The sequence below is a fragment of the Waltera acetigignens genome, from assembly GCF_025567015.1.
In the GTDB taxonomy this organism is placed as follows: Bacteria; Bacillota; Clostridia; order Lachnospirales; family Lachnospiraceae; genus Acetatifactor; species Acetatifactor acetigignens.
In genome coordinates, this window is record NZ_JAOQJO010000021.1 from 39,502 (window position 1) to 61,360 (window position 21,859).

Sequence of the window (21,859 nt, forward strand, 5' to 3'; positions counted from 1 at the left end):
ATTAGTCTTGTGAAAAGCAATCTATCAAGATTACTTTTCACACTGGCCTCCTACTTTCTGGTGTTGGCATAGAATGCTTCGATCTGTGCCTGCTCTGCGCTCAGTCCTTTTTCCTCCATCTGGACGATGGTCTTTAAGACTCTCTCATAATCATGAGGGATGATCTTCTTGAACTTGGGCAGATACTCTCCAAAGTTGTCCAGCACTTCCTTACCCTTGGCGGAATTGGTCAGTGCCACATGCTCCTGGATCATGGATTTCAGTTCCAGCACATCATATTTGGATGTGATCTCACTGGAAGATACCATTTCCTTATTCAGGCGTTTGTACAGATCGTTGCCTTCATCCAGTACATAAGCGATACCGCCGCTCATACCGGCTGCGAAATTTTTACCGGTCATACCGAGAACTACCACACGACCGCCGGTCATGTATTCACAGCCATGATCTCCTACACCCTCGACAACTGCGATGGCACCGGAGTTACGCACGCAGAAACGCTCGCCTGCCACACCGTTGATAAATGCCTTACCGGAGGTTGCACCGTACAGTGCCACGTTACCGATGATGATGTTTTCCTCCGCCTTGAACTTGCTGCCCTGGGGAGGATATACCACCAGCTTACCACCGGATAAGCCCTTGCCGAAGTAGTCGTTGCTGTCACCTACCAGTTCCAGGGTCAGACCCTTGGGAATGAAGGCTCCGAAGGACTGTCCACCGGCACCCTTGCACAGTACATGGTAGGTATCCTCTTCCACATCATCGCCCAGTTTTCTGGTGATCTCACTTCCGAGGATCGTACCGAAGGCACGGTCGGTGTTGCTGACATCCACTTCAATGCTGCGCTTCTGTCCCGCATCAATAGCTTTGCCCAGTTGCTTTAACAGCACCTTCTCATCCAGCGTCTTCTCCAGCTGGAAGTCATAGACCTGCTTGGGATCGAAGGTCACCTTCTGCTTGTTGCCTTCGTAAGGGTTGCTTAAGATCTGGGTCAGATCCACTTCCTCCTGACGATCGGTCAGATGCTCTTTTCTCTTCAGCAGATCGGTTCTGCCCACCAGTTCATCTACAGTACGCACACCCAGTGCTGCCATATATTCCCGCAGCTCCTGTGCGATAAATTTCATAAAGTTTTCCACATATTCCGGCTTACCGCGGAAGTTTTTCCGCAGCTCCGGGTTCTGGGTAGCCACGCCTACCGGGCAGGTATCCAGATTACATACTCTCATCATGACACAGCCCATGGTCACAAGGGGTGCGGTGGCAAACCCGAACTCCTCGGCACCTAAAATGGCTGCGATGGCTACGTCTCTGCCGCTCATCAGCTTACCGTCGGTCTCGATGCGGACTTTATTGCGCAGGCCGTTCATGATCAGGGTCTGATGGGTCTCTGCCAGTCCCAGCTCCCAGGGAAGTCCGGCATTGTGGATGGAGTTTCTCGGTGCCGCACCGGTACCGCCGTCATAGCCGGATACCAGGATGACCTGGGCTCCCGCCTTGGCTACACCGGCTGCGACCGTTCCCACACCGGCTTCGGATACCAGTTTTACAGAGATTCTTGCCTGGGTGTTGGCATTTTTCAGATCATAGATCAGCTGCGCCAGATCCTCAATGGAATAAATGTCGTGATGAGGGGGCGGAGAGATCAGGGACACACCGGGTGTGGAGTGTCTGGTCTTGGCGATCCAGGGATATACCTTTCCTCCGGGCAGATGTCCGCCCTCACCGGGTTTTGCTCCCTGTGCCATCTTGATCTGAATCTCCTGTGCACTTACCAGGTAACGGCTGGTAACACCAAAACGTCCACTGGCTACCTGCTTGATTGCGGAACAACGGTTCAGTCCGTCCGGTCCGACGGTCAGACGATCCAGGTCCTCACCGCCTTCACCGGAATTGCTCTTGCCGTGCAGATGGTTCATGGCGATGGCCATGGTCTCATGGGCTTCTTTGGAAATGGAACCGTAGGACATGGCACCGGTCTTGAATCTGGTCACAATGGACTCTACCGGCTCTACTTCCTCAATAGGCACACCCTTTTTCGGATAATTGAAGTCCATCAGTCCTCTGAGATTCTTGATGGAATCTTCGTCGTTTACCATGGCAGTGTACTGCTTGAACATCTGGTAATCACCGCGTCTGGTGGATTCCTGTAACATATGGATGGTAGCGGGATTGTACAGATGCTCGTCACCGCCGCTGCGCATCTTGTGATGTCCGGGGCTGTTTAAGGTCAGATCGTTTTTCAGTCCCAGAGGATCAAATGCCTGAGAGTGCAGGTCGTCTACCTGCTGCTCAATATCTTTTAAGGTAATACCTCCCACACGACATACGGTGTTGGAGAAATACTTACTGATCACTTCCGGTGCAATACCGATAGCCTCGAAGATCTGGGAACCCTGATAGGACTGGATGGTGCTGATACCCATCTTGGATGCGATCTTGACGATGCCGTGGAGGACAGCATTGTTGTAATCATCCACTGCTGCATAGTAATCCTTATCCAGCATATTGCTCTCGATCAGTTCCTTGATGGTATCCTGTGCCAGATAAGGGTTGATGGCGCAGGCACCGTAACCTAACAGCGTAGCAAAATGGTGTACCTCTCTGGGTTCGCCGGATTCCAGGATCAGTGCGACTCTGGTTCTCTTCTTGGTGCGTACCAGATACTGGTTCAGGGCGGATACGGCCAGCAGGGAAGGAATGGGCACATGGTTCTCATCCACGCCTCTGTCGGACAGGATCAGGATGTTCACGCCGTCTCTGTAAGCTCTGTCCACTTCCACGAACAGTCTGTCAATGGCACGCTCTAAGCTGGTGTTCTTGTAATATACGATAGGTACGACTTCTACTTTGAATCCGTCTACCTTCATGTTCTTGATCTTCAACAGATCCGTGTTGGTCAAGATCGGGTTGTTGACCTTCAGAACATTACAGTTCTTCGGGGTCTCCTCCAGAATGTTGCCCTCGGTACCGATGTATACGGTGGTGGAAGTCACGATCTCCTCACGGATCGCATCGATGGGCGGGTTGGTTACCTGTGCAAACAGCTGCTTGAAATAATGAAACAGCGGGTGGTTCGTCTTGCTTAAGACGGGAAGTGGCGTATCCACACCCATGGCGGCAATCGCTTCACTGCCGTTCTTTGCCATAGGCAGAATGCTCTGTTTCATCTCATCGTAGGTATAACCGAAAGCTTTCTGCATCCGCTGACGCTCTTCGTAGGTGTACTCAGGGACACGCTGGTTCGGGATGTGAATACTCTTCAATTCTGTCAGGTTGTTGTCCAGCCATTCACCATAGGGCTGTCTGGAAGCATATTTTTCCTTGATCTCCTCATCGTCAATGACTCTGCCCTGTACGGTATCGACCAGGAGCATCTTGCCGGGACGAAGTCTTTCCTTTAACTTGATCTTCGTGGGATCAACAGGAAGGACACCTACCTCGGAAGACAGGATCAGGGTATCATCGTCAGTGATCAGATAACGGGAAGGACGCAGGCCGTTTCTGTCCAGTACCGCACCCATGATATCTCCGTCGGAGAACAGGATGGATGCGGGGCCGTCCCAGGGCTCCATCATGGTAGCGTAATACTGGTAGAAATCTCTCTTGGTCTGGGACATGGCCTTGTTGTTCGCCCAGGGCTCGGGGATAGCGATCATGACCGCCAGAGGCAGTTCCATGCCGCTCATTACCAGGAATTCCAGCGTGTTGTCCAGCATAGCGGAGTCGGAACCGGTCTTGCTGATGGCAGGCAGTACTTTGTGCAGCTGGCCTTTCAGATGCTCGGATTCCATGTTCTCCTCCCTGGCCAGCATCTTGTCGGCATTGCCGCGGATAGTGTTAATCTCACCGTTGTGTACCATCAGACGGTTCGGATGGGCACGTTCCCAGCTGGGATTGGTATTGGTGGAGAAACGGGAGTGTACCATGGCAATGGCGGATTCGTAATCTTCACTCTGCAAATCTGCGAAGAAAGTACGCAGCTGGCCTACCAGGAACATTCCTTTATATACGATCGTTCTGCTGGAAAGAGAAACTACATAGGTATCATCGGAAGACTGCTCGAAGACGCGTCTTGCAATATAAAGTCTGCGGTCAAAGGGCAGTCCTTTTTCCACATCGGCAGGCTTTTTCACGAATCCCTGCATGATATAGGGCATGCACTCTACGGCCTTATGTCCCAGCACATTGGGGAAGGTAGGCACTTCACGCCAGCCGAGGAATTCCATTCCTTCTTTTTCCACAATGATCTCGAACATCTTCTTGGCTTGATTGCGGCGCAGCTCTTCCTGCGGGAAGAAGAACATGCCGACACCGTATTCTCTCTCTCCGCCGATGTCCATGCCCAGAGCCCTGGTCACTCTGGCAAAAAATTTGTGGGGAATCTGGGTCAGAATACCGACACCGTCACCGGTCTTGCCTTCCGCATCCTTACCGGCTCTGTGCTCCAGATTCTCTACGATCTTCAGCGCATTCTCTACGGTCGCGCGGCTCTTCTCTCCGTGAATATTGACACAGGCTCCGATACCGCAGTTATCATGCTCAAATTCTTCCCGATATAACGGTGCCTTGGGCAGCTCCTGTTTTACATCAAACATATAGTTCTCCTTTCCGGGTTTCTATTTCTCTCTTTTTCATCTGTCTGTTACTATTCATAACCTCATTTGCAAGACTGTGCTTTCAGCACTTTTCTGCAACTAAAAAAGGTCGCAATGAGACTCTTTCGAGCGCCTCATTGCGACCTTTTCTGTACTATACACCTATTTTTCTCATTTGTAAATATAGATTTTTCCTTGAATTGTCAGATAATTTGTCAATTCAGTTATTCGCACGGCTGTTGTCTGTTAATTGTGTTTATTTTCTTTTTTAAGCCATGCTTTTAGCACAACTCTTCGGGGATTTTCCCTATTTTTCCTGTCTCCGACCATACACTTTGCTTGTCAGTCCCTGATAGATTGCAGAGAAATGTCTGCTTTCTGCCATTGCGGTCCGGAGAGGTGCCAGGGTCAGTGCCATCACAGCGCGGTAGCGGAACAGTTCTACGGGTTTCATGTATTTTGCCGTGATCTCCTTATGCTCTGCGGCACTGCGTTTCAGGTTCTCCTTTGTCTCGGAGTAGCCGCCGCCTTCGTAGGAAGATACGGTAAGCCCCAGATACTGCATGGGAGCCTTCGCCCGGTAATAGCACCACAGAAAATGTTCATAATCTGCGCGGATCTTGTATTTTGGTTCGTAGGGCTTCTGTCGGCACAGGTCTGCGGCATAGAAGCAGGACTGATGGCAGGGAATGTTGCGGTAGCAGACAAAGCCGGTGATTCGGGGCGGGGATGATATCTTCGTGTCCGTTTTCACGCTGTAGGTATCTCCGTAGTAGATGCCTTGCAGTTTCATAGGGTGCTGTTCCATGAATTGTGCGGTGTGTGCCAGAACTTCCTTGTCATAGAAGAGGTCACCGCAGTTTAAGAACAGAATGTAATCTCCGGTCACATGAGAGACCGCCTGGTTCATAGCCTCGTAGATGCTGTGATCCGGTTCCTGGTAGAGATGGATCCGCCCGTCAGTGCGCATGGACTCTATGGATCCGTCACGGCTGCCACCGTCCTTGACGATGACTTCGAAGTCTGGGCAGGTCTGGGCCAGGATACTGTCAAGGGTCTGATTCAGTTTGGTGCCAGGGTTCAGGCATACTACGATAATGCTGAATTTCATATGTTGCTCCTTTTAAGATGTAATATCTCCGCAGTCGAGAACAGGGCAAGGAACGCGGCACGTTCGCACTCTGTCGCAGAGCGTAGCGGCACATAAGTGACCAAAGTACGGTCACTAAGTGCCGACGTCTGCTTACGGCCTGCTTATCCTTACCCTGTTTTCGGCTGCTGGGTTATGAAGTCCAGTTCAATACAGTTTATGAATGCGGTCAGAACTGGTAACTAATGTGTTTTGTTATCTCATTAAAATATATTTTTCTGTTTGTGCAAAGTGATCAAGGATACAACTGCCACTGCCAGGAAAATCACGCATACAGGCCAGCTGACGAAGCCGGTGACGGCGATGGCGGTATAGGAGAGGCAGTAGGCGAGGACATTGGATGCCACATGGACAAAGACTGCCATTTTGAACTCTCCAAAGTATTCGTAAGCATATGCCATCAGGCAGCCGATGAGGAAGCCATATACGCCCTGGACGTAATTCATGTGATAAACGCCGAAAATCAGGGCAGACAGGGCTATGGCGAGTTTGATATCCATGAATCTGCGGAGATATCCGTAGATAACTCCGCGGAACAGAAGCTCCTCTGCTATGGGGGAGATGAAGCCGAATACAAGGATTCCTACGATAAAGTGTGCGGAATATTGCTGGGCTGCAACTTCGGTATAGGCTTCGGATTTGTTGGTCACTCCCAGGAGTTCAAACAGGAGGTTGCATCCGATAACGGCACCAATAGTGGTTGCCACCAGCAGGGCATATTTTGCCTTACCTTCTTTTTTCAGATGGCTTAAATGCATATCCTCTTTGTTCTTCGTGATCAGAAGCTTTGCCGTGGACCATACCGCCAGTGCTCCGCCGATGAAGCCCAGTGCCGCTATGATACTGGACACATCTCCGGAATAGCCGTTATATGCACCGGTCTCATCCCTCAGGATCAGCAGATCTACCAGTCCACCGGAAGCACCGGACTGTGCCAGCTGATACAACAGTGCCAGCAGCGCATACTGCACCGCATTGCGCACCAGGATAAACATCAGGAACGAATACACCATGGTCCAGATTCTCTGGTACATGGGATTTTTCTTTTTATTGTCGGGATTGCTGTTCACCAGTTCCTCGCTGCCGCGAAGCAGAAATTTTTCCAGTTCTTCCACGGATTGTACGATGTAGTCCGCTTTTGCTTCCTTTAACTCTTCCTTGCTTCCGTAGCCATAAGTCACGCCCACGCTCTCCACGCCCAACGCTCTGGCTCCTTCCACATCGAACTTTCTGTCACCGATCATGTAGACCTGATCCGGCTCTATGGGATTCTCCTTGAACAGCTGATGCAGGGTCTCCTGCACCACCTGATCCTTCGTCTCTCTGGTGCCGTCCAGCTCACTGCCTACCACCACGGCAAAATATTTTTTCAGATCAAAATGCTCCAGTATGCGTTCCACATAGATCTGGGGTTTGCTGGAAGCCAGTGCCAGAAAATAGCCCTTGGATTGCAGGTTCTTCAGCATCTCCGGAATACCGGCATAAACTTCATTTTCAAAAATACCCGTATTCTGAAAACGCTCTCTGTATTTTGCCACGGCCTCCTCCGCCTGCGCAGCGGTAAAACTGTAGAATTCCATAAAGCTGTCCCGTAAGGGCGGTCCGATAAAAGGCTCCAGCTTGTCCAGATCCGGTTCCTCAATACCGAAGGAGTGCAGCGCATACTGCACGCAGGTCGTAATTCCAATTTTGGGATCTGTCAGTGTACCGTCCAGATCAAACAGCAGATATTTTTTCATTCTTATAATTCCTTTTTTTGTATCTGTTCCAAGCCCTGTAACTATCGCAAAATATTCATTGAATACCGGGATCCGCAAGAATATTCTGTAATTGTTATGAGGCTCTGAATAGTTACCCTTTCTTTCTATAGCTTGTGGGGTCCGCAAAGCATTAGAAGCTGCGGATCTTGTCCCCGTCATCCTCAGTGTTTTTCAGTGCCTTGATCTCTACGTCATAGCCCACATTGGCATTGACCTGCACATGGACCACATCACCCACTTTTTTGCCAAGCAGTGCCTTGCCCAGCGGAGATTCGTTGCTGATCAGACCTTCCAGTGAGTTTCCGCGAACGGTGGTCACGATCTTGTAATCCTCTTCCGTGCCGTCGTCGATGAATTCCACGGTAACAGTGTTGTTGATGCCCACCTCATCCACGGCGGAGTTCTCGGAGATCACCTTTGCGGTCTTGATCATTCTCTCCAGATAACGGATCCGGCTCTCGTTCTGATTCTTGTATTTTTTCGCTGCATAATATTCAAAATTCTCACTGAGATCTCCGTGGGCTCTGGCTTCCTTCACGTCCTCCAGTGCCTTGGGACGCACCACCAGCTTACGATACTCGATCTCATCTTCCATTTTCTTAATGTCAGTGGGGGTTAATTCATCGTACATAATTTCTCCATTTCTATCTGTTCAATTACTTATATCATTTATTGACAGTTTTTCTCCCGGCTCGGCACGCTGATTTTCTACCAACAGCCGTCCTTCTTTTTCTTCGGCGACCGACCTTCTTTTCCTTCGGCAGACGCCTTTCTTTTCTTCTGACGGCCGACCTTTTTCCTTCCGGCAGCCAACCTTCTTTTCTTGCAGAGGATGACCGGTCGCAGTCTCTATGCTGTCCCGGTGTGCCCAGCATTCTACAACTGCATTGCGTAGATTACCGCCAGAGACAGAATGATCTGAATAATGGCAAAACGGAATACGGTCTGTGTATTGGACCAGTCCCACACCTTACGCACATGATCATGCAAGGGAGTACGCACATTTTTCAAAATATGAATCTTCAGGAAACGAAGCAGAGACACCTTAAGAAGTCCCAGTCCTCCATCCAGGATCAGCACCAGTGCCAGCGGGATGAACAGGAACGGGCAGCCGCTCTTCAAAATAGCGATGCTGATGAACAATCCCATAGCCCGGGAACCCGCATCCCCCATCATCAGCTTACTGGGTGTGGCATTGTACCACAAATAGCCCAGAATACATACGGCAAACAGCAGGATCAGGAAAGAATAGGTCTCATTGACGTCCTTCATACGGTCCACGATATAGATGGACATGATCGTAATGATCGACAGGGTTCCGGAGAGTCCGTCCACACCATCGGAGCAGTTGGTCACGTTCACGGAGGTCCATACCAGGATCACCGTGAGGATTGCGAATACTACGGGAGGCAGCGTGAACTTTACATGGAACAGTGCCAGTTCCACCACGTTGGAGTTGTATTTCAGGAAGGTGATGGCTACCAGTGCCGCCACGCACAGATCCAGAAACCCTTTTTTGTATTCACCCCAGGGAGTCTTGGAGGCGTCATCCAGAAAACCGGTCATCATGCATACCACGATCAGCAGCAGATAGATCACCAGCTCTGCGCTTAAGGGTGCAAACAGTAAAACAGATGCCACAAATGCCAGCACAAAAATGATTCCGGCGCCTCTTGGCTTTCCCGCGGACAATTTTCCATCATGGGCAAATTCTCTTCCGGCGTCCTTCGGCAGATACGGGCTTAATTTTGCCGTCGCCAGTACTGTCGCTCCGAAAGCAAAAAGGATTCCAAAAAAAGCAAGGAGAGAACTGCTTCCCTCCGGCAAGATCATCTGTAACATACTATCCCTCGTTTCCACATGAGATACTCACTTTTGTACTCTCATGCTGTATTTTCTGATAAATTCCGTGACTGTTCACAGGGGCATTCGAGAAATGAACACCTCAGAACAGTCACAAAATATTTTAACACAAATATCCCGGAATCTCAAATAATTTCCACAACAGTTCAGTTCTGAACATATCTGGGAGCAGAAATCATGCTTGCATGATTTTGCGGGCAAATATGTGCAAGCGCTAAGCGCCAATCTATGAGCAAAGGTAGTCACGAAGTGACATAAAAGCGTGTTAATGCGACTCCCGTGAACGGCGCGGCTGAACTGTTACGTTTGACAGTTTCCCCACGGTGGACTACTATATTCTTATGAACACTTTCTGAAAAATAGCCATAAAAGGAGAAATACTCTATGATGATCCATAAGATCGAACCGCATAAATATTACCCGGAATTCCGAAGCCAGGATCCTAAACCTTCCGATTATCTGCTGTTATTTGACGGAGAAAAGGTCTATCTGCCCTCCCATACAGAAAACAGTGATGTAACGGATACTTCCGCCGGTGCCGGCATCTCTGAGCATCCTCAAGTATATCTTCCTACTTTTGAAGAAGTCCATGGACTCTTGGGAATCCGTCAGCCTATGGAACGTTTTTTTCTGGACTGTGAATATCTCTTTTCCATTGATGACCGAGCATTCTTCCGCAAGACGACGGAGGATGCCGGTGCTCTCATGCTCCCGGAAGAAGACCTCTACGCTTCCGGTGTGTTCCGTAATTTTGAGCCGGAATATCTGGCATTTGCTGGAATCACTGCCACCCAGATCAATCGTTTCCGTCTGGACCGGAAATTCTGCGGCCGCTGCGGACATCCCACAATTCACAGCACCACAGAGCGGGCCTGCATCTGCCCGGAGTGCGGCCAGATCGAATATCCCAAGATCTCTCCAGCCGTCATTATCGCCATCGTGGATACCGAACAGGACAAGATCCTGCTGACCCGCTACGCCGGCGGTTCCTATCGTCACTGGGCACTGGTGGCCGGCTTCGTGGAAGTCGGTGAGACCTTCAAGGGTGCTGCCCGCCGGGAAATCATGGAAGAAGTCGGTTTAAAGGTCAGCGATCTGGTCTATTACAAATCCCAGCCCTGGTCCTTCAGCGATTCCGCCATGATCGGCTTCTTCGCGAAGCTGGAGGGGGATCCTTCTATTACTTTGCAGGAATCGGAGCTTGGCGAGGCTGTCTGGTTCTCCAGAGAGGATGTCCCGGATCTGCCCTCCACTATCAGTGTCGGTCAAGAAATGATCACATTATTCAAGAATGGTGGGGATCCGTTCTGCAAGAGATAATTGATACATTTGAAAGTTTTTCATTTCTATTCCATGATATACCTTGACTTTGTGCCCCCGTGGTTTCATGCCCCGGGGGCTTAATCAGCTTCTTTTCCTCTCTGCGCCCCGCTCTCTCGATCTCCCCGGGGCTTATTTAGTTTCTTTTCCTCTCTGCGCCCCGCTCTCTCGATCTCCCCGGGGCTTAATCAGCCTCTTTTCCTCTCTGCGCCCCGCTCTCTCGATCTTCCCGGGGCTTATTTAGCTTCTTTTCCTCTCTGCACCCCGCTCTCTCGATCTCCCCGGGGCTTAATCAGCTTCTTTGATTCTCTGCGCCCCGCTCTCTCGATCTCCCCGGGGCTTAATCAGCATGCTCCTTATATCTACGCCCCATGTACGCAAAAATCTGCCTCCGACAATAACATTGTCATGAGGCAGACTCCTTTCTGTACTTATTCTCTTCACTGTTTCTTCACCTAGAGCATCGTAGCTGTCATCGCTTCTCATTATCTCAATAAGCGGCACTTCTTCGCTACCTTCACTAACAGATATCCCTTCGGGAAGCTTCGAAGCTCCTGCTCCGTGATGCCCCGCATCAATATCAGCATGACAAAATAGACTACAGCAGCAATTACGATCGCAGGAATGACAGAGATCCGCATGGACTTCGTCACCATATACAGACCCTCGTAGATTGCCCAGGCTGCCGCTCCCATAAACGCGGAGGCGAACGCCGGAATGACGAAAGTCTTTACGATCTCCTGCCGGTAGCCTACCGCTCTTCTTACCGCCCACTGGTTCAGCACACACATCATACCGGAATACAGCGTATTAGCGATGGCAATGCTGTACAGATCCAGTCTTGTGAACATCAGAAGCAGCACTGCTGCCACCGTCTGCACCACCAGCGAGATCCCCGCATTGATGATCGGGGTATTTACTTTGCCAAGCCCCTGTAAGATCGAACTGTTCAGAGTCGACAGTGCATAAAAGATAACCGACAGTGACAATGTCATTAAAAGAGCTGCCGCCAGATTCAATTCCTCTGCCGTCTTATTCGTGAACAGCAGACTGATCACCGGCTTCGCCAGCACGAAAAGTCCTACCGCACAGGGAATGGAGATCACCATGGTCGTCTTCACCGCCAGACCGATCTTCTCTCTGGCTCCCTTCACATCCCGGGCTGCCATCAGCTGTGCTACGGAAGGAATCATGGCAGAAGCCATAGCAGATGCAAAGGCTATGGGAATATTGGACATTGTCAAGGACTGTCCGGAGAAAATACCATATTTTTCATAAATAGATACCGTATCCAGATTGCGAAGGGACGGATACCATTTTGTGTAGATACTGTTGTTGACCGTACTGCTTAAGTTATATACAGCCGTACTCAAAATAAACGGTGTCACCACCAGTGTGATCGTCTTGAATATCTGTCCGTAGGAATCCACATGTTCATGCCTGTCACGCTGCACTCTGCGCAGGATCATTCCACGATTCAGAGCATAGACTCCCGCCATAAAAAGCAGAGCCACTAATACGCCGACACCTGTTCCCAATGCACTTCCCACAGCACCGTAGGTTGCTCTCATCACCTGCCCTGCCTGATCCGCCGGAACCTCCATCGTTCCCATAAACATTTGGATCAGAAGGTATGCCGCGCCTACGCTGACTACCGCATTGGCGATCTGCTCCAGGATCTGCGATACGGAGGTCTGCGCCATGCTCTTATGTGCCTGAAAATACCCTCGTAAAACTCCCAGGATACCATAGACGAAGATCGTCGGTGCAAAGGTGCGCAGTACTGTGACCGCTGCTCCGGACACGAATAATCCCGCTCCGAAAAACAGAAAAAGGCTGGCTATACCGCCAACCACCAGTACATAGATCATGGCTCCGTGGAACAGTCTGTGGGCGTTACGGTATTCCTTCTCTCCCAGCTTCTGTGCGATAGCTTTGGAAATCGCCGAAGGAATACTATAAGAGGAGATCAACAGAATGATCGTATAATAGTTATACGCTGACTGGTAATAACCAAGTCCCAGATTCCCGATGACACTCTGTAAAGGGCCCCTGTAAAGGAGCCCTATGATTCTGCTGATGATTCCGGCTGCCGCCAGAATTCCCGCCTGCATGATAAAATTGTTCTTGGAACTGTTCTTATCTGCCATATGTAATCTTACCTTATTCCAGTTCTTTATCCGATCAGCCAGTCATACATCTCCTGGTATTTTCCGGCGGATACCTTCCAGGAGTAGTCGGTGGCCATGGCACGATCCACGATCTTATTCCACTCTCTCTTCCTGTCGTAATAAATATGCTCCGCATAACGGATCGTATTCAGCATCTCATGTGCATTGTAATTCGTAAAGCTGAAGCCTGTACCGGTGCTCTCATACTCATTATAGGGCTGTACGGTATCCTTCAGTCCGCCGGTCTCTCTGACGATGGGTACGGTACCGTAACGCAGTGCGATCAACTGACTCAGGCCGCAGGGTTCGAACAGAGACGGCATCAGGTAAGCGTCACAAGCCGCATAGATTTTATGGGACAGTGCATCTGAATAATAAATATTGGCAGACACCTTGTCTCCATACTTCCAGTCGAAATGACGGAACATATTTTCGTAACGTTCCTCACCGGTGCCCAGTACCACGAACTGGATATCATCCTGACACAGTTCATCCATGACATAAGCGATCAGATCCAGACCCTTCTGGTCTGTCAGTCTGGATACCAGACCGATCATCATTTTCTTATCATCTACGCGAAGTCCAAGCTCTTCCTGCAGGGCACGCTTATTCTTCACCTTTTCCTTGCGGAAATTCACTGCATTATAGGCTTTTACGATATTTTTGTCCGTCTCCGGATTGAACTCTCCATAGTCGATGCCGTTGACAATACCGCGCAGATCATGGCTTCTCGCACGCAGCAATCCGTCCAGGCCCTCACCGTAAAACGGAGTCTTGATCTCCTCCGCATAGGTATCACTTACGGTGGTCACTGCATCTGCAAATACGATACCGCCCTTTAACAGGTTCGCATCCTTATAAGCCTCCAGCTTGTCAGAGGTAAAATAATACTCCGGCAGTCCGGTAATGCTCTGTACCGTCTTCACATCCCATTTTCCCTGGAATTTCAGGTTATGTATGGTGATCACAGACTTCATGTTGCGGTAGAAATCTCCGCCATGGAAACGCTCCTTCAGGTATACCGGGATCAGACCGGTCTGCCAGTCATGGCAATGGATCAGATCCGGCTGGAAATTCAAAAGCGGTAATGCCGACAGCACTGCCTTGCAGAAATATGCATACTTTTCGATCTCATATCTGGGATCATCCCCATAAGGCTTGAAACCACCGAAATAACTCTCATTATCAATGAAATAATAATGCACCCCGGCTTCCTCTGCCTCCAGAACACCTACATACACATTCTGCCAGTTGAAATCCATGTAGAAATGTGTCACATACCTGAGCTTATCCTTCATCTCCTGCTTCATACAGGTATACTTCGGGATAAACACTCTTACATCAAAATACTCCTTGTCAATATACTTCGGCAAAGATCCTACGACATCCGCAAGTCCTCCGGTCTTGATAAAAGGTACGCCTTCCGATGCGGCAAAAAGAATTTTTTTCATGTAAACCCTCCACATATGCTACGGCTTGTATTCAAAATATAGATTGATTATACCATGTTTACGATTCATAGAAAAGAGGGCATCGATAATTTACAAATCTTTTAGAGTCTGCCGGTTCCACCTCAGCTTCTGTAGGAAAGCCGGATCCTGTCAGCGATCAGTGCGATAAATTCCGAATTGGTAGGTTTGCCTTTGCCCGTGTCGATCGTGTAACCGAACATGGCATCCAGGGTCTCCATGCGCCCTCTGCTCCAGGCAACCTCAATGGCATGGCGAATAGCGCGCTCCACGCGGCTGGGTGTGGTCTGGAACCGCTTGGCGATGGTCGGATACAGGATCTTTGTGATAGAACTGATCATTGCCGGATCCTCTACCGACATCATGATAGCTTCCCGCAGATACTGATACCCTTTGATATGTGCCGGCACTCCGATCTCATGGATCATATCCGTGACATCCTTTTCCAGGTCATGGATGACTTCCCGGGTCTGTTCCTTTTTTTCTGTCGCTTTTACTGTGCTGTCTTTGGCGTTTTTCGTAGAAGGAACCGTGATCATAATTTGGAATTCCTTGTTGGCATTCATCAGATCCCCCAGGATTTTGTATACTTTTTCATTATCCTTTGTAGTTGTAATGTTTAATTTTTCCATTAAACTACCTCCATGACTACAAAACTACTTTTTTCACGTACCGTTCTATTATAAATAGATATGCGTCGTAGCTTCAAGCAGAACCCATCGCAAGATTTTTCCAAATTTCGCAGAATAAAAAAGGTAAAAAAAGGCGCCCGGAATGACCCGGACGCCAATAAGAGGGAAAATGTATAAGTAGAAAAACTACGAGTAAAGCAAATTAATGATGCTCTGCCAGGGTGTGAAGTGCTTCCTTGATGGCTGTCTTCACGGTCTCATCCTGTTCTGCATTCAGTCTGTGCAGCAGATAGGTCTTGGCATATTCGGTGCCGATGCTTCCTAACGCTTTTGCTGCTTCGACACGGATCTTCGTATCCGGATTGTCGATCATGTGGGCAATGCTGTTGACACTGTCTTCATCCTTGATCCGGCTCAACGCTTCCAGTGCGGCTACCACCACCGTGTCATCGGAAGAACTCAGATATTTGATGATCTTGTCGGATTTTCCTTTCTCCTGTAATTTTTGAATCTTACTTAAATCATGTTGTTCCATAAACACGCGCCTCTTTCTTTCTGCCAGCGCGGGGGCGGTAAAATCGTCTCCGGATCATCACTGTATGTCGCCTGTGGTGATTGGCTTCTCTTGATAATGTTATGATAACACCTTATCTGTCAGAAAACAATTATAGCAAAATGAAGGATTTCTAAAAATTCTATAACCTGCTACTCTTTTGCTCAAATAAATCACATCTGTATTCTAATGCCCTGTAGTCCAATGCCGATTTCACATATCCCGCAGTCATATCATTCATTGCTTTCTGCTTAGCTCCTTGTATTCACTTTGTTGGAATATACATTCGGGAAATCCTCTCGAAGCCATTCCACATATTCATCCGAAATACTGTACAATTTGAATTCTTTCATTATACTTCCTTTCTTCGGTATAAAACAAAAAGAGAGCAAATATTTTACTATTTGCTCTCTCAGAATTTAAGATTCTCCACTTATATGGCAGGAGCTCTCCCGAGTTTAAAATCTTCCACTTATATGGCAGGAACTCTCCCGATAATCAATTCCTTATCTATTAATCATTATATGCTTTCTTAATGAAAAAAGCAATGAGTATTTTAGCAACGATATCTTTCAAAATCTTATTATTTTCTCCCAATTATAATAACATGATTACTTGCTCCTAAAACCGACTGTTCACGGCATACACTATAATGATAGTCGCACCAAGTTTTGAACTGTTTTTCATCCCATTTGTCAACCTTTTGTGATAAAAGAGGAGCTAAACCATCTTGGGCGAAATGGTCTACAATTTTTAATCTATATCTTTGGTAAATTGATTCCATTTCTTCTTTTGATGAGTAATAAGTATCTGTCCAAAAGCATTTCTCATCATCATGCTTCAGCACACCAGTTTCAATAAGTTGTTTCGCCAAGTGTTCATCCAAATATTTTTCATTGCTCGTAGCAATATATTGAAAAACATAGTATCTTGGAATGTACGCAGTAACCAAAAGCCCGCCTTTCCTTAACACTCTTAGACATTCCTTCATGCATTTTTCTCTCTGCTCTTCTGTAATCAAATGATAAAATGGTCCCATATTGAGAACAATATCAAATGAATCATCTGCGAAACAGGACATATCTGTAGCATCCAAAACAGAAGTATTCATATGATAATTTTTATTGGTAAGAGTTCGATTAATAATGTCTATATGCCTTGGCGTAATATCTGTAGCAGTTACATCATGCCCCTTATCTGCAAACCAGAAAGCATAAATTCCTGTTCCTGCTGCACAATCTAATATTTTACTATTGGTGCCGATAATCTCATCCAAAACTCTTGTAGTTGTTACAAATTCAATTCTTCTTGCATTATTTGTAGTCAAACGATTTTCCTCTTTGTAATTCTCGTAACTGTCAACAACATAATTCATCACTAATTCCTGCGATTCTATTATTTTTATGTATTAAAAAAGATACCCTCCTTAAATTTACTTTAAGGACGATAGCTGATAGCTTCGTGTTACCACCTTAATTCATCTATATCTCGCAATATAGACCTTAGCAAGTACGGAAATCTCTTTCGATACTCTGACGCTGTAATGGGCGTTCCCAGTGTAGCCTAATAAATATCTCACTCGGTACACGGCTCCAAGACTGGTTCAATATTTCTTCAATAGAGTTTTCCACCAAGCAACTCCTCTCTGTAATTTCCAAAATATTTACTATCTCTCTTCATCGCATTTTAACATAGTAGATTCATAATTATTTTTTGTCAAGACATACAAAATAAAAATTATTAATTATTGAGAATAATATCTATTATATCTTTCTTTCCTTTAGTGTACAATCCCCTATTATCAGCATACTTACTTTCCAGTTCTTCCTTCACCCTCTGATACTGCAAAGCCATATTCTCATTATCATTTAGATAATCTCTGAAATGAATATATTTTTTCCACTCAGTTCCGTTCCATTTCACAATATGAATATGGTGTGTCCTGATATCCTTTTCCATATCCCCCATTACATAAAGAATCTGATCTTCCACATCCGAACCACGATAAAAGATTCCTTCCTTCTGTAACTGCTCATTATATGACATTATTTTCTCAAAATCAGTTACCCCAACAGCAATATCAATAATCGGTTTTGCTTTAATTGCTGGTATTGCTGTACTTCCAATATGTTGTATATCAACAGCATCATCACCTAATATAGATTTAAGTTTTTTGATTGTTTGAATGGCAGCCTCATCCCACTGTTTATCATGTGGTTCAAGCTGCACTGTTCCTCTTTTTAATCCTAATGACATAGCAATCTCCTTAATATTACATCACAATTTCACTATCAAAATATTGCTCCTGAAAATAAATCTGCTGCCTAATCTCATCTTTTGAAAACATCATTCCGTCAGGTACAACTACCCACTTTTCTTCTATATCATCTTTTCTATGAACAATAGCCATAATTTTACCTGTAAACTTGTCTACTGGCTCATTTACACCTAATATATAAGCGTCCTGCTCTTCTCCATCTAGTGCCATAACTCCTTCAATGTAACCATAATTTATAGGATAATACATATCTTTATATTCTGGATGATAACTTCCTAATGGTCTATCGACTGTGACAGTTACTGTTGCTCCGATTATAGAATTACTTTTAACCCGTAAATACTTTTCTATCAATTTCGGCTGTATTAACGGATATGTCCAGTTCTCAGGCAAATCATCCATAAGCACAACTTTCTCCATTTCGCTATGTAATTCTGTTGCAAACTCTGTTATCTCTGCAAAACAAAGCAGTCCAAATGTTTCTTTACCGGTATCATTTACTCTAGTCTTACCTGTCACCGAATATACACATATTGGTTTTATCTCAAATTTGATAGCTCCAGTCTCTTCCTGCAACTCCCTTTTTGCTGTTTCAAAAATATCCTCCCCAGCTTCTCTATGCCCTCCCGGCACTTCATATGTATCTCTTTCTTTATGTTTGCAGAAAACCCACTTGCCGTTACTCTGTGAGATAATTACTGCAAATTTCAATAGTTCATCATTAACTGTATCATAAAATTTTACTTCTATCACATTTTCCCTTCCCATTCCAGCATAAACTCATTCAGAAATTCCTGCATTACAACCAGTCTATGTTCTGCCAGTTTCTTTCCCTCAGTCGTATTCATCATGTCTTTCAACAAAAGCAACTTTTCATAGAAATGATTAATGCTTGTAGAATCTTGATTATTCCGATACTCTTCTTTATTCATTCCCATCTTAGGTTTTATTTCCGGATCATAAATCTTTCTTCCCCTACTACCACCATATGCAAATGTTCTGGCAATTCCAATAGCTCCTATAGCATCAAGTCGGTCTGCATCCTGCACACATTTTCCTTCTATGGTATCAGGTACGACTGAATCAGTTCCTGCAAATGAAACCTCATCTATAATTTTGCATACCGCCTCTATCTTTTTACCATCTATTTTGTTAATTGTCATAAAATCAACTGCATTTTTCTTGGTAACATAAGTGTCCGGAGAAAGCTTAATATCGTCAACATCATGTAACAGAGCCGCCAACTGCACTATTTTAACATCTGCATTTTCCTGTTTTGCGATTTTAGTAGCCAGTTTATATACTCGTATTGTATGATAATAGTCATGACCACTACTGTCTCCCGAAAATATACCTTGTATAAATCTCTTTTCATTATCTGTCATATTTTCTCCTAATCAACCTAACAAAGCAATATATTGATTTATGAAAGTCATTACTCCACCCACAAATAGAGCCAACCTAGAGCCATTCGATAAAACAAATGCCGGAAACCCGCATAAATACAGGCTTTCGGCATTTTAATCCGTTATTCAAACTCGGCAAATCCGAAGATATTACTAAATGTATTTGTTTAGTTTCCATCTCTTTTCTGCCGTTATTTTATCTCTGTTACATATATTATTTTGGCTCACTGATTTTCTGTTGCTAATTTGTTGCCATAAAATCTATATTATCCTGATTTTGGAGATACCCTAATTTCAAAAGGGGAGTCTATTTCCCCCTTGAAAAGCACCTCGCTCTCCCCCTACTGTATTTTTTCTTTAGAATGGAGAGTCAGGGAGTTGCCTTTTTTGATATTGGTTGAACCATCGCATTAGCTTCGCGTTGTTTCGTATTCCAATCACATATTTCAAAATTTTCATTGTACCATCTTATATTGGACATTCCATATACATTTCCCATTTTTAATCCTTGATAATATGCTTGTCCATCTACAATCGTTCCATGATACATGCCATTGAATTTGCTTCCATTATATAGACCAACTAGTTGCGGAATCCCTCCTGTATGCTTATCCTTGACATTTTTTACAATATCACAAAAGCAATGGAAATAATTTCTACTTGTGCTTTCGTTATTTCCATTTTTGAACCTCAAAAAGTTTTCATCATATTCTTTTTTCCCACTTCCATCTGAAAAAAGGTTCTTTGACTTCTTAAAATCAGTATGTATTTTTATGTTCTCCCATATTATTCCATTCCAAAAGTATACGTTCGCATCAAATATTCTTTTTTTATTTCGCCCTATATGATATATTTTAATAATTCCATTATTAAGTTTGTATGCTGAATGTGCTCTTTTGATTTCATTAAAAATAATCTCACTTCTATCTTGATAATCCATATCTGCTGATAACAGCATTCCCACATCACACATACTTGTTAAGCGAGTTAATATCTGATATGTAAATAATGTTTCTCCACAATACCCTAATATATCAGGAGTATTTTTTAATGCAAATGTCTTTTGGCTATAATCATAAAAGTTCCTATTATCAGAAATTCTACTATCACTGGCTATATATGCAGAACATGGGCCTCTCTGATCACAAGCCAACCATCCTACAATTAATGTCATTTTTACTAATTCCTCTTTGCAAATCCATTCTAAAAATCCATAAACTTTATGAACTTTTAGAGTGGATTTGCACCACTATCTTTTATCATCTGATAAACGTCTTACTCTTAGACCACTAGAACCATGTTCAGTATTATTTTATCACTCTTGCCCCCATTATACAACATATTTCCAACTTGAGCACTTGTCCCATCACGTTTTTTATACTATACTGATATCATCAAATCGAAAGAAGGTACTCTGATGACAAAACAGGAAATCAGCGAGATTAAAAAGCTGTTCACCCCGAAAAACTGCTCCATCACAAGAATCTGCGGATGCTACGTGGATGGAGAGAAGAATAAAAAGACGGAATTAAAGCAAGCGTTTCTGGCACTGCCGGAGGAGGAAATGTTCAAGTATTTCGAGATTCTGCGTAAGAGTCTGTCCGGCACCATCGGCAAGAATCTGCTGAATCTGGAATTCCCGTTAAAGAGTGAAACGGAGGGCGGCACGCAGGAATTCCTGCTGCGTCTGCGAGACAGCAGGCTGAAGGACGATGCATTGCTTGAGCAGTTCTATGACCGTATCATCGAGTCTTATGAATATGTGGGCAATTATCTGATCCTGCTGATCCACGATGCCTACGATGTACCGGGACGCACCAGAGACGGTATCGAGATGGAGGATGCTTCCGACGAAGTCTATGACTATATCCTTACCTGCATCTGTCCTGTGGATCTGTCCAAGCCGGGACTAAGCTACAACGCAGTGGAAAACACCTTCCAGAACCGTATTCGCGACTGGGTGGTAGGTATGCCGGACGCTGCTTTCCTGTTCCCGGCTTTCAATGACCGGAGCACCGATCTGCACAGCACTCTGTACTATTCCAAGGATGCGGAGGAATTAAAGGAGAACTTCGTGGAGCTGATGTTAGGCTGTCCTCTCCCCCTGTCCGCAGGCGGTCAGAAGGAAACCTTCCAATCACTGGTGGAGGAGACATTAGGCGATACCTGTGCCATTGAAGTAGTAAAGAACATTCATGAAAAAATGAGCGAGATTGCCCAGGAGCATAAGGAAGATCCCGAACCTGTCATGCTGGATAAAAATGAAGTGAAAACGATCTTCGCCAGTAGCGGTGTAGCGAACGACCGCATGGACGTCTTCGATCAGTGTTTTGACGAGACTGCCGGAGAGAACACGGCTCTCATGATGAGCAATGTCTATAATCCCCGCAGTTTCGAGGTCAAGACACCGGATGTGGTCATTAAGGTCAATCCTGAGCGCACGGATCTCGTCAACACGAAGCTGATCGACGGCAGACAGTGTCTCGTTATCGAGCTGGACGGTAATATCGAAGTCAACGGCATCACCGTCCGGGCTGCCGGAAGCGGGGACAGGGAAGAATCTGAAGAATAAACCACCTGCCAAACGACAAGAATCGCACAACGAACTTGTGTAAAAAACCAGGAACAGCCTTACGAATCCAAACATCCGAAAGCTGTC

General features: G+C 45.9%; 15 protein-coding genes, 1 pseudogene and 1 other annotated feature. Of the genes and pseudogenes, 2 read left to right on the top strand and 14 right to left on the bottom strand.

The genetic code is table 11. The features are described from left to right. Window positions 1-50: 50 nt before the first annotated feature. From gltB to OCV96_RS16830, 5 genes are all read right to left on the bottom strand, one after another. A complete protein-coding gene (gene gltB, locus OCV96_RS16805; protein ID WP_262595004.1) occupies window positions 51-4,598 on the bottom strand; it encodes a glutamate synthase large subunit in 4,548 nt (1,515 codons plus the stop codon). 307 nt (window positions 4,599-4,905) lie between these two features. Beyond that, the gene (locus OCV96_RS16810; protein ID WP_262595005.1) at window positions 4,906-5,709 is read right to left on the bottom strand and encodes a glycosyltransferase; all 804 of its coding nucleotides are present in this window, start codon (window positions 5,707-5,709) and stop codon (window positions 4,906-4,908) included. 242 nt (window positions 5,710-5,951) lie between these two features. Then, window positions 5,952-7,487 (bottom strand): HAD hydrolase-like protein, encoded by a 1,536-nt coding sequence (locus OCV96_RS19450; protein WP_317239304.1) that lies wholly within the window; start codon window positions 7,485-7,487, stop codon window positions 5,952-5,954. Window positions 7,488-7,638: 151 nt separating this feature from the next. Continuing rightward, a complete protein-coding gene (gene greA, locus OCV96_RS16825; RefSeq protein WP_118539174.1) occupies window positions 7,639-8,139 on the bottom strand; it encodes a transcription elongation factor GreA in 501 nt (166 codons plus the stop codon). Between the two features lie 245 nt (window positions 8,140-8,384). Then, entirely contained in the window at window positions 8,385-9,350 is a 966-nt protein-coding gene (locus OCV96_RS16830; RefSeq protein WP_118539176.1) for an MraY family glycosyltransferase, read from the bottom strand. A gap of 408 nt (window positions 9,351-9,758) precedes the next feature. Here OCV96_RS16830 and nudC point away from each other — a divergent pair, with 408 nt between their 5' ends. Beyond that, window positions 9,759-10,691 (top strand): NAD(+) diphosphatase, encoded by a 933-nt coding sequence (nudC, locus tag OCV96_RS16835; RefSeq protein ID WP_262595018.1) that lies wholly within the window; start codon window positions 9,759-9,761, stop codon window positions 10,689-10,691. A gap of 485 nt (window positions 10,692-11,176) precedes the next feature. On the opposite strand, the gene OCV96_RS16840 is transcribed toward nudC, so the two are convergent. The 9 genes and pseudogenes from OCV96_RS16840 to OCV96_RS16885 form a co-directional block, all read right to left on the bottom strand. Next, on the bottom strand, window positions 11,177-12,841 hold the full coding sequence (locus OCV96_RS16840) for a putative polysaccharide biosynthesis protein (RefSeq protein ID WP_118669642.1): 1,665 nt from the start codon (window positions 12,839-12,841) through the stop codon (window positions 11,177-11,179). Window positions 12,842-12,867: 26 nt separating this feature from the next. Beyond that, the gene (gene glgA / locus OCV96_RS16845) at window positions 12,868-14,313 is read right to left on the bottom strand and encodes a glycogen synthase GlgA (protein ID WP_117466179.1); all 1,446 of its coding nucleotides are present in this window, start codon (window positions 14,311-14,313) and stop codon (window positions 12,868-12,870) included. A gap of 122 nt (window positions 14,314-14,435) precedes the next feature. Next, window positions 14,436-14,783, bottom strand: a pseudogene (locus tag OCV96_RS16850) (sporulation initiation factor Spo0A C-terminal domain-containing protein); the annotation flags it as partial. Window positions 14,784-15,165: 382 nt separating this feature from the next. Further along, a complete protein-coding gene (locus OCV96_RS16855; RefSeq protein ID WP_117466182.1) occupies window positions 15,166-15,498 on the bottom strand; it encodes a HEAT repeat domain-containing protein in 333 nt (110 codons plus the stop codon). Between the two features lie 601 nt (window positions 15,499-16,099). Further along, a complete protein-coding gene (locus tag OCV96_RS16860; protein ID WP_262595006.1) occupies window positions 16,100-16,843 on the bottom strand; it encodes a class I SAM-dependent methyltransferase in 744 nt (247 codons plus the stop codon). 109 nt (window positions 16,844-16,952) lie between these two features. Then, window positions 16,953-17,205 (bottom strand) — a binding site (T-box leader). A gap of 51 nt (window positions 17,206-17,256) precedes the next feature. Beyond that, entirely contained in the window at window positions 17,257-17,772 is a 516-nt protein-coding gene (locus OCV96_RS16865) for a GrpB family protein (protein WP_227733209.1), read from the bottom strand. Between the two features lie 16 nt (window positions 17,773-17,788). Continuing rightward, window positions 17,789-18,547 carry an NUDIX domain-containing protein gene (locus OCV96_RS19455; protein WP_317239305.1) on the bottom strand — a complete coding sequence of 253 codons (759 nt, stop codon included), beginning with the start codon at window positions 18,545-18,547 and terminating at the stop codon, window positions 17,789-17,791. Beyond that, the gene (locus OCV96_RS16880; RefSeq protein WP_227733210.1) at window positions 18,544-19,179 is read right to left on the bottom strand and encodes an HD domain-containing protein; all 636 of its coding nucleotides are present in this window, start codon (window positions 19,177-19,179) and stop codon (window positions 18,544-18,546) included. The genes OCV96_RS19455 and OCV96_RS16880 overlap by 4 nt, the downstream gene beginning before the upstream one ends. A 391-nt stretch (window positions 19,180-19,570) precedes the next feature. After that, on the bottom strand, window positions 19,571-20,374 hold the full coding sequence (locus OCV96_RS16885; RefSeq protein ID WP_118254306.1) for a hypothetical protein: 804 nt from the start codon (window positions 20,372-20,374) through the stop codon (window positions 19,571-19,573). 243 nt (window positions 20,375-20,617) lie between these two features. On the opposite strand from OCV96_RS16885, the gene OCV96_RS16890 reads away from it, so the two are divergent. Then, window positions 20,618-21,772: a DUF4317 domain-containing protein gene (locus OCV96_RS16890; protein ID WP_227733211.1), complete on the top strand. Its 1,155-nt coding sequence runs from the start codon at window positions 20,618-20,620 to the stop codon at window positions 21,770-21,772. The last annotated feature ends 87 nt before the right edge of the window (window positions 21,773-21,859 follow it).